Origin of the sequence: Chitinophaga sp., from assembly GCF_036566945.1 — a bacterium.
GTDB lineage: Bacteria > Bacteroidota > Bacteroidia > Chitinophagales > Chitinophagaceae > Chitinophaga.
This window is the reverse complement of the sequence record NZ_DATCVJ010000895.1, coordinates 1-9,962: the sequence shown is the minus strand read 5'-3', so window position 1 is coordinate 9,962 and position 9,962 is coordinate 1. Positions and strand designations below refer to the sequence as shown.

The window sequence follows — 9,962 nt, the reverse complement described above, 5'->3', positions numbered from 1 at the left end:
TTACGAATTACGAATTACGAATTACGAATTTGTGGGGAGATGATAGCGGATGATCTTTTCGTTTATGATCTCCGCTTAAATTCGTAATTCGTAATTCGTAATTCGTAATTCGTACTGCTAATCCAGGTGGCTAACGCAGTTAAACAGTTCGCAATGCCAGTTTTCGTTTGAGAATTGCAGTCTGGTGATAGACGTATTTTTCATGGCAGGAGTGGGGTGCATGGCGGGTAACAGCGCATCGAGCAACTGACGGATAAAGCTGCCATGTGTTACCAGCAATATTTTTTTACCGGAATTTTCTGTCAGCAGATCCTGTATAAAAGCAACACCGCGCCCAACTACTGATGCATTACTTTCCATGCCCAGGTCCAGTAATTTCCATGACGCGCCCCATTTCTCCACACGTTCGGCTTCCGTAGTACCTTCTATGAGGCCGCCGCCGGCTTCTCCGATTCTGTTGTCTTCTATTACGGAGTCTATTCCTAATTCCTGCGCAATAATCGCAGCGGTTTGCCTGGCCCGGATCAGGTGACTGGAATAAACAAGATCCCAGGGTTCGCCGGCGAGCCGCTGCCCCAGTTTCAGTGCCTGTTGCACGCCTTCTTCATCCAGCGGGATGTCTGAATGGCCCTGCAATTTGCCTGCTTTGTTCCAGGATGTGGTACCGTGACGGATAATAGCGATCTGGGTCATATTGAATCTTTTAATCATTCCGGGGGACAAATATAAACAAATCAGGGCTGGGTTAATAGTGGGTTATTTACGGGACGCTGCTAAAATTGACAAAAATATGAGCCATTCGCGACGCTTTAGATGTAATTTATATATTAGATAACACGCACTTATTCATTTATTTATTCACTTTAAAAACCAATGGTTATGTCGACAGTAATTTCGTCTATTCCAAAATTGAAGTACCCGTTCCCTGACCTCAAAAGTGAGCATGCCGACAGTATAGAGGCAGCCACCAAAGAATGGCTCACCAATGAGTACGGAAGCCTGCCGTACGACTTTCAAAGCAAACAAAAGAAGTACAAGTATTGGGAAACCAATGTAGGTCATATGGGTGCACGCATGTATCCGGTGGCCAATTTTCAGCAGCTCACTCCCATCTGCCGTTTCCTGTTATGGGGATTGTCGAACGATGATTATTATGAAGATTGTACCATGAGCCAGTTGCAGACCCTAAGAGAGCGCGCTGTTGCTATTTTGAAGGGGTATCCGCTGGAGGCATCAGACAATGAGCTGTTTAATCAGCTGAGATTACAACGGAATGAAATGCTGGCGTTAATGCCTGAATTCTGGATGAACCGCTATACAGCAAGCATTGATCGCGGATTTGAAGGAATGCAGCTGGAAGCGCCTTATAAAGCGACGATGCAATATCCCTCAGTGGCTGATTACATGGCCATCCGGGAGAAGGCTGTATTGGTGTATCCGTTAATTGACCTGGTGGAACTGCAGATTGGAACTGCATTACCGGATGATATTTTTTATCACCCGCATATTCAGCGTATCTCCGCATTGGTTTGCCGTATTCTTGCCTGGTGTAATGATTATTTCAGTGTAAAGAAGGAGCGTGGTAAAGATGTGATGAACCTCATACTTACTATCGAGGCAGAGGAGAAGATAACACTGGAACAGGCTTACCTGAAGGCCGTTGCCATTCATAATCAGGATGTAGCGGAGTTTGTTCGCTTACGGGATCATCTTCCCGACCATTTCGGTAGCTTTAAACCGATGGTCGAGAACTTTATTTATCATCTTGGATTGCTGATATCAGGACATAAATCCTGGTATGAGAAAGACACCTTGCGCTATAAGGTAAAAGATAACGATTAATGTTCTATCACCGGGTAGGAGGCTAAATGCTTACGCAGCAAAGCCCTTACTTCCACAAAAGCAATTGGTTTTGGGATAAGCTCATTAGCACCTGCCCGGATCATTGTTTGTCCGTCATCATTAAACCCATCCGCCGTTACCGCAATAATCAACGTGTTTAAAAAGCGTGGATCTTTACGCAGGGCTACTATTGTTTCATCCCCATTCATCACCGGCATATTGGCATCTACAAAAATAATGTCCGGCAGGAAATCCTGGGCTACCGTTAATCCTTCGAGCCCGTCCTGCGCCGCGGTGGTATTGGCGCCCATACCCTCCAGTAACTTTACCAGTATTTTTTGAGACATTGGATTGTCTTCTATCACCAGTGCCTTCAGGCCGTGCAGATCAACATTGCTCACCGGTGGCTTTGCTTTGGGTAACGTGCCTGCCAGAAGAGGTAGTGACAAGATAAAAACAGTGCCATTTTTTCGGCTGCTTTTTACGGAGATACTGCCTTTCAGCAGTTCGGCCAGCTGATGTGTAATATAGAGGCCAAGCCCTGTACTTTCTATTTCCTGGTCTTCTGTTTTTACAAAAGGCTCAAAGATTTTTTCCAGCTTTTCTTCGCTGATGCCTTTCCCATTATCCTGCACTGATAAAAGCCATTTTTGTTGCTGCCTGGTAGCTTTTACCTGTATCGTCGTTTTTCTTTCTGTAAATTTTATAGCGTTGGATAGCAGGTTATTCAGCATCTGCTTAAGCTTCACTTCATCACCCATGATCACAGCAGGCAGTTCAGGATCAATTTCCACCGCGATAGTCACCTCTCTGGAAGCAGCTACATACTTGTGTACATTGACGATCCTGTTTAACAACGGTTCCAGTTCAAAAGCGGTGGCGTGCAGGTTGTGCATTTTCCCTTTTTCGATTTCTGCCAGGTCAAGTACATTATTAACAATTAGCCGGGCATCGTAGCAGGCCTCTATTAAATCATTTACATAGGCGCTTAGCTGCTCATGCTCCGGGTGTTGGGCAATGTCCTCCTTTAACAATTGTGCAATACCAAATATACCGTTAAGGGGGGTACGAATTTCATGACTGATCTGTTTTACGAATATGGATTTTGACTGATCAGATTTTTCCAGTTGCCGTTGATAGGACTTGTTCTTCAGGTCATAGAAATTGATGACCTGGAGAATTAAGGTGAGGATACCTGTCATTGCCAGCCATCGGAAAAGAAAGCTCGCATTGGTCGACAGGTGAATGTATGGAATGATATTGTAGTAGAAGTTGATTTCAGTTAGTATAAGCATGGCAATCGATACACCCAGGTATAACCGGCGGATACGTGGACTGTCAGTGATCAGGTAAGCCGCCATGATCAGGAAAACAATCAGCAATTGTATTTCTATGACCGGTCCGAGGATCATGCCAAAGTAAGTGGCGCAGATACATTGTAAAACGTATATGGCTACACGTACTTGTTTTAGTTTACCGATGTGGTTAAAATAAACAAGACTGGAAAATGCCAGGAATTCCAATATTACCGGAATGAGTATGAGATTCGATTTGAGCAGGTATTCGAAGATGAAACCAATAATGAATACCAGTGCAGCGGTGCTTAAACTCAGGCAGTTGACAATGACAACACCTTTTCGTTCTTCATTGTTTTCCGCGTACGAAGTGCCGGCATTAATTAACGGTGCAATACCTGGGATTTTTTTCAATAAATTCATTTTCCGTAACGGTGTTTTAGTAGCAATAAGATGAGGCTGGCCTTTAAACGTGAATGAAAGTTGCTTATTGTTGTAGGTTTGCGCTATAGATTTAAATATCAGATCCCTTTAATACCAATGATCATCTGAGGTTATGTTGCCGGTGGCCTGTCTGTTTTCCTGGGTGTTCATAGTTTAAGTGATTACACGGATCACTTCTTTCAAAGTTATAGTATTTATTGTGAAAGTCAAATTCTGATTATTTTTTCGTCCGGACTCCAAACACCTGATTTACAAGTTATCGTTACATTTGTTATTATGGAAAAAAGTATCAAACCCAACGAAGAAAAGCCAGTAACAAAGGAAGAAGTGATTAAGGAAGAACCCATTATCCATGATGGTTCCGGCGGTGCATTTGAAGGCACGGAAATGGTAACGGAAGAACGGGAAGACAAACCGCGTCCTAAAGGACCGGTGCCTTACTAAGATATTAACTTTTCATGTTCCGGTCAGTGCGGTATTAAATCCTTAAATTAGTTGTACCAAAAAAGTCAGCTTATGTTATCCTTGGAAAAAATCAGCGAATTATTAGGAAAAGAAAGTGATACCCTGCTGCAACATGAAAGCAAAACGATCAGCAAAGACTTGCTCCATCTGCCCGGGCCGGATACGGTGAATAAAATTTACCAGCCATCCAGCCGTCACCCGCAGGTGTTGCGTAGTTTGGGGCAGCTGTTTAACCATGGGCGATTGGCAGGTACGGGTTATATGTCTATACTCCCGGTGGATCAGGGCGTAGAACACAGTGCGGGCGCATCGTTTGCTAAATACCCCGCTTATTTCGATCCGGAAAATATAGTGAAACTCGCGGTAGAAGGGGGCTGCAATGCGGTAGCTTCTACTTTTGGGGTGTTATCTTCTGTATCCCGCAACTATGCGCATCGCATTCCTTTTATTGTAAAGCTGAATCATAATGAATTGCTCACCTATCCGAACAGGGCCGACCAGGTGATGTATGGTACGGTAGAAGAGGCATGGAATATCGGTGCGGTGGCGGTAGGTGCTACCATCTATTTCGGTTCTGAGCAGTCGGACAGGCAAATTGTGGAGGTGTCCCGGGCGTTTGAAAGGGCGCATGAACTGGGTATGGCCACTATTCTCTGGTGTTACCTGCGCAATGATGCTTTTAAAAAGGATGTAGATTATCATTTATCGGCCGATCTTACCGGGCAGGCCAATCATCTGGGTGTGACCATCCAGGCAGATATTATTAAACAGAAGCTGCCGGTAGTTAATGGTGGCTATAAAGCCCTGAATACAGGTTCATCTTCCTATGGTAAACTCGATGAACGCATTTATACGGAGTTAACATCCGACAATCCGATTGACCTTTGCCGTTACCAGGTAGCCAATTGCTATATGGGACGTATGGGATTGATTAATTCCGGTGGTGCTTCCGAAGGGGATGCTGATCTGGCAGAAGCCGTACGTACAGCGGTGATCAATAAGAGAGCCGGGGGCATGGGGCTGATTTCCGGCCGTAAGGCGTTCCAGCGCCCTATGGTAGAGGGAGCGGCGTTGTTGAATGCCATACAGGATGTGTATTTGAATGGGCAGATTACAGTAGCTTAAGCGAGTTTTGTCTTACTCAGGATTATACTGATGTAGATGATTTTCCAGATTTTTGTTTTTATGATTTTGGAAGATGTAAATGATGTGGGGAGATAATAGCGGATATTCGCTTTTATCTCCCCACATCATTTAAATTAAAAAAAAACAAAATCCGGAAAATCATCTACATCAGTATAATCCTGAAAAAGACAATCGCCGAAGGCGATCCCCTCCGCGTGTTTACCCCCTCACTTGCCCATCGCCGTGAATAAACCATTTCTCCGTTACCAGCTTCTCCAGTGCAAACGGGCCGCGGGCATGTAGTTTCTGGGTAGAAATACCTATCTCCGCACCTAAACCAAATACACCTCCATCTGTAAATCGCGTAGAGGCGTTCACGTATACTGCCGCTGCATCTACTTCGTTGAGGAAACGCTCACTCACCGCTGTGTCGCGGGAAATAATGGCCTCGGAGTGCCGGGAAGAATATGTTTGTATATGCGACAATGCTTCCGATGTACCGGACACTATTTTTACCGAACATTTGAGGGATAAAAACTCGCGACCGAAATCTTCCGGCTGCGCCTCAAAGAGGTGCGGGTAATTATTTTGTTGCAGGAGTTTAAAGGCTAACGGGTCCGCATATACGTCTACCGCGTAAGGCAGCAGCTGTGGTGCCAGCAGTGCCAGGAAATCCGCCGCCACGGCTTCATCTACCAGCACCGTGTCCAGCGCATTACATACGGAAGGACGCGATACCTTGGCATTGGTGACAATATTGGCGGCCTGCGGCAGGTCGGCTGTTTTTTCCACATAAGTATGACATACCCCTGCACCGGTTTCAATGACCGGTACCCTGGAATTGGACCTTACAAATTCGATCAGCTGTTCAGAGCCACGGGGAATAATGATGTCGATATATTTTACCGCGGTGAGCATTTCCGTTACCAGGTTACGGTCTGTAGGCAGCAGCTGTACGGCATGTTCATCTACCTTAAACTTCTTTAATACTTCCTGTATCAGCTGCACCAGGATGGTGTTGGTATGAAAAGCATCGGTACCACCGCGCAGCACACATACGTTGCCTGAGCGGATACAAAGCGCGGCAACATCTACGGTAACGTTGGGTCTTGATTCATAAATCACGCCCACTACGCCCAGGGGAACTGTTTTCTTTTGTACCAGCAAACCATTATCCAGCGTCCTTTCCAGTACCAGTACATTGGCGGGATCCGGCAGATTGGCAATATCTTCCAGGCTGGAAGCCAGGTTTCGGATACGTGCGGGGGTGAGCAGGAGCCTGTCCTTTTTCGGATCTTCATCCGGCATGCGGTCCAGGTCTTTTTTATTTTCGATGGTAATATTGTCCGACTGTATCAGGATCACGGCGGCCAGTTGCCGAAGCAGGGCCTGTTTCTGTGCATCGGGCAGGGTACGTATAGATACGCCTGCCTGTTGCGCCTTTTCCAGTAAGGGTTGTATTGTTTGCATGATATTATTTACTTTTTTAAGCAGCACCTGGTTTACAACAACACTATATCATCAGCATGTGCCACTTCGGTGTTTTGCGCTTTGTGTTTGGTGTCGAGTACATCGGAAGATATTTTCGCGCGGCCTACGGCGATGGCGATATTATCTTCATTCACGATTTCTATCACTTCCCCGCATTCAAATTTTTCGAGTACCTCCTGTACGCCTACTGCCAGCAGGCTATGACGTTTTTCCAGGGCCTGTTGTGCGCCGGCATCTATCTGTATTCTGCCGGTAACCAGGCTACCGCTGGCCAGCCATTTCTTGCGGGCCGGCATGCTGCAGGGCTGGGGGAGGCACAAGGTACCCGTTTTGCCTGCAATGGCATTGAGTATCCCATCTTCCGTACGGATGCCAAATATGACTACCCGGATGCCCATCCTGGTGGCGAGGCGGGCAAAGGTGAGTTTGGATACCATACCACCCAGGCCCAGACTGGATTTTTCTTTATCTGCCAGTCCCAGGGCGGCTTTATCGATCACATCTATCTGCGGTACTACCTGTCCGGTTCTGTCCAGTACGCCGGCTACGGAGGTGCTGAACAGCAGGAGGGAGGCGCCAAAGCCTACGGCAATGAGGGTGGCCAGCTCGTCGTTGTCGGAGAATTTCAGTTCCAGACTGCTCACCACATCGTTTTCGTTGGCAATAGGAATGATATTGCTGGCCCACAGCTCCTCGTAGGTACGTTTCAGCTGCAGGAACTGATCCCGGTCGGAAAAATGCTGCCGTTCACACAAACTCTGGGCTACTGCAATATTGTAAGGGGCAAAGTAGCGGCTGTATTTATTCAGCAACAGCGGGTTACCCACTGCTGCAGCGGCTTTACGCTCACTGATGGTGCCATTGTAATGGCGCAAAAACTGTTTACCCGCCGCCACTGCGCCGGAAGATACCAGCACAATATGATGATCTGCGTGTAAAGCGGCCACCTGCCGCGCAATGCCGGCAATCACCGTTTCGTCCAGATCACCATTCTGATGGGTGATGGACGCCGTTCCAAATTTTATAACAAGTATCGGTTTGCTCAATTTCGTCTCTATTTGGAGCCTAAAATAATATTAAGGAGGCGAAATTCTAAATGTAAAATTGCCGGCAACCGCTGAATTATGCTTTATATTAGTGGTTATATTTTTATTGCAAACGATATGATCAAAAGAAATTCATTGTTTATATGCGCCATAGTGGCCATTTTTAGCTGTTCTTTTTCCAACGCCTCGGGACAGCAAACCCTCCGGCAACAAATCGCTGACATCGCCGGAAATATATCAGGAAAAGTAGGCGTGTATGCCCGGGTACTGGAAACAAATGATACCGTATCGTTTAACCGCGACGAAAAGTTTCCGATGCAGAGCGTGTATAAATTCCCGGTGGCCATGGCCATGCTGAAACAGGTAGATGCCGGCAAATTTCGGATCGACCAGCCCATCAAGATCTTAAAATCAGATCTGACCACAGATGGCCATAGCCCCATCCGCGAAAAATACCCTCATGGTAATGTATCCTTAACATTGAGGGAGCTGCTGGACTATAACATCCGCGAAAGCGATGGCAGTGCCTGCGATATCCTGTTTAAGCTAATGGGAGGCCCGGCAAAAGTGAATGCATATGTGCAGGGATTAGGGGTAAAGCAAATCAATATCGCTACTACAGAACAAGCGCAGGTACAGCGCAATGAACCGGCAACACAGTACAAAAACTGGTCAACCCCATTGGCGATGACACAGCTGCTCGAAAAGTTTTATACCATGCCCATATTATCGGATAGCAGCAGGAGTTACCTGCTATACCTGATGAGCCACTCCGGCCCCGGTGCTAAAAGATTAAAAGGATTGTTGCCGGCAGGTACTGTAGTGGCGCATAAGACCGGTACTTCCTGGACGGTTGAAGGCATTACCGCGGCACACAATGATATAGGCGTGATTACTCTCCCCAACGGAAATCATATAGCCGTGACCGTATTTGTATCGGATGCAAGAGCTACAGAGGAAGAACGCGATGCTACTATTGCCAAAATCGCAAAGGCAGTATGGGATGCCTATGCCCATTGAGAAAAATGATGAGAGGAATAGTTGCTGGTTTGTTAACAATTCCGGAATATTGCCATTGATTTGTAATACCCTTTTATGCCTGGCCCTTCATGTACTGTAACCTTGCCAGGTGGAACTATATTGAAAAACTGTAACAAACAACCCGTTTATTTATGTTTATTGTTTACCAGATCAGATCCGTAGAACATACCAGAAAACACTACCCCGGATTAGCCTGTCCGCAGGCAAATGGTGGTGGGGAAGGCGTTACCATTGCTGTATTGCAGCGTTACATATGGTTTGTAGGACCTATGATGCCTTCATTGAAATATGGCGTAGCCTTTTGTGATAACGGAGAAAGAATTCCCGCAGCAAAGTGGACCCCTGAAATTACCGCAAAATATAAGGAGCTGAAAGCCACCACCAAAACACCGCTTCGGATGTGGAGAGGGATGATCGTGATTCCTGCCTTTATTGCGGTGCTGGCGGTGGTAGCTCAATTTACGAAGCACAGAAAATCGACCAGCGACAAGGAGTTGGCGGCATATGTGGCCGATCCGCATCCGGGCGATATTTTTTATGCCAGCACAGGCGGTACGTTGGTGCGTACGGAGAACAGTGCCACTACTACCAATAATGTGTATGCCCTGTTTAAAGTGATTAAAATTGAAGGAGATAACATCGTACTCGCGCAGGGCAATGCCAGCAGGGTAAGTACACCAGATCATTTTATCAATGAATATACTTCCGGCTTCTGGGACGACCTGAAAGATGAAACCACTACTTTCAGTGAAACACCTGTGACCATATCTTTGAAAAGCCTGAAACAGTATAATTTCTTTTCCATTGTTCCGCATAAGGAAGATGATTCTCCCGGCAGGATTTCCAAAATAGTTCGTCCTGATAAATAACTACCGCTGATGGAACAAGAACAACAACCCCGGAAAAAAGTAACGGTGCATGACAGCGATTACGAATACGTTAACAGCCTGTCAAAAAGCCCCTGGCCCACATTGATATGGACGATTGTGCTCAGTGGGGGCTTCTACATCTTTGCCTTTATCAGGTACCGGGAATTGATTGCCTGGGAAGCAGGTGGTGGCAGCATGCGGATGACGAGCATCGAAAAGCTTTGTTATGATATAGGTGGTACCTGGCTGTTCCCGGTGCTGATAGCGATATTGGCCACGGTGCTACTTATTGCGGGCATCAGCACCTTCGTCCGCAAGCTGCGGTTAAAACAGGAGGAGCAATA

10 protein-coding genes are annotated in these 9,962 nt (G+C 46.4%); 6 read left to right on the top strand and 4 right to left on the bottom strand.

What is annotated here, in order from left to right; all coding sequences use genetic code 11:
• Positions 1–117 precede the first annotated feature (117 nt).
• A complete protein-coding gene (locus VIP81_RS26965) occupies positions 118–693 on the bottom strand; it encodes a histidine phosphatase family protein (protein WP_331968667.1) in 576 nt (191 codons plus the stop codon).
• 186 nt (positions 694–879) lie between these two features.
• Between VIP81_RS26965 and VIP81_RS26960 the strand changes: the two genes are divergently transcribed.
• Positions 880–1,842 carry a terpene synthase family protein gene (locus VIP81_RS26960; protein ID WP_331968664.1) on the top strand — a complete coding sequence of 321 codons (963 nt, stop codon included), beginning with the start codon at positions 880–882 and terminating at the stop codon, positions 1,840–1,842.
• Here the strand turns inward: VIP81_RS26960 and VIP81_RS26955 are convergent.
• Positions 1,839–3,560 carry an ATP-binding response regulator gene (locus tag VIP81_RS26955; protein WP_331968660.1) on the bottom strand — a complete coding sequence of 574 codons (1,722 nt, stop codon included), beginning with the start codon at positions 3,558–3,560 and terminating at the stop codon, positions 1,839–1,841. The genes VIP81_RS26960 and VIP81_RS26955 overlap by 4 nt on opposite strands.
• Positions 3,561–3,857: 297 nt before the next feature.
• Between VIP81_RS26955 and VIP81_RS26950 the strand changes: the two genes are divergently transcribed.
• Entirely contained in the window at positions 3,858–4,025 is a 168-nt protein-coding gene (locus VIP81_RS26950; protein ID WP_331968657.1) for a hypothetical protein, read from the top strand.
• Positions 4,026–4,097: 72 nt separating this feature from the next.
• Positions 4,098–5,171 (top strand): class I fructose-bisphosphate aldolase, encoded by a 1,074-nt coding sequence (locus VIP81_RS26945; RefSeq protein WP_331968654.1) that lies wholly within the window; start codon positions 4,098–4,100, stop codon positions 5,169–5,171.
• Between the two features lie 219 nt (positions 5,172–5,390).
• Here the strand turns inward: VIP81_RS26945 and VIP81_RS26940 are convergent, their stop codons facing one another.
• Together VIP81_RS26940 and proB are read right to left on the bottom strand one after the other, a co-directional pair.
• A complete protein-coding gene (locus tag VIP81_RS26940) occupies positions 5,391–6,641 on the bottom strand; it encodes a glutamate-5-semialdehyde dehydrogenase (RefSeq protein ID WP_331968651.1) in 1,251 nt (416 codons plus the stop codon).
• 32 nt (positions 6,642–6,673) lie between these two features.
• The gene (gene proB, locus VIP81_RS26935) at positions 6,674–7,708 is read right to left on the bottom strand and encodes a glutamate 5-kinase (RefSeq protein WP_331968648.1); all 1,035 of its coding nucleotides are present in this window, start codon (positions 7,706–7,708) and stop codon (positions 6,674–6,676) included.
• A 117-nt stretch (positions 7,709–7,825) separates the two neighbouring features.
• Between proB and bla the strand changes: the two genes are divergently transcribed.
• The 3 genes from bla to VIP81_RS26920 form a co-directional block, all read left to right on the top strand.
• Positions 7,826–8,728 (top strand): class A beta-lactamase, subclass A2, encoded by a 903-nt coding sequence (gene bla / locus VIP81_RS26930; protein WP_331968645.1) that lies wholly within the window; start codon positions 7,826–7,828, stop codon positions 8,726–8,728.
• Positions 8,729–8,880: 152 nt separating this feature from the next.
• Positions 8,881–9,618, top strand: a complete 738-nt coding sequence (locus VIP81_RS26925) for a hypothetical protein (RefSeq protein ID WP_331968642.1) — start codon at positions 8,881–8,883, stop codon at positions 9,616–9,618.
• 9 nt (positions 9,619–9,627) lie between these two features.
• Positions 9,628–9,962 (top strand): hypothetical protein (locus VIP81_RS26920; protein WP_331968639.1); only part of this gene is annotated, 335 nt, incomplete at its 3' end.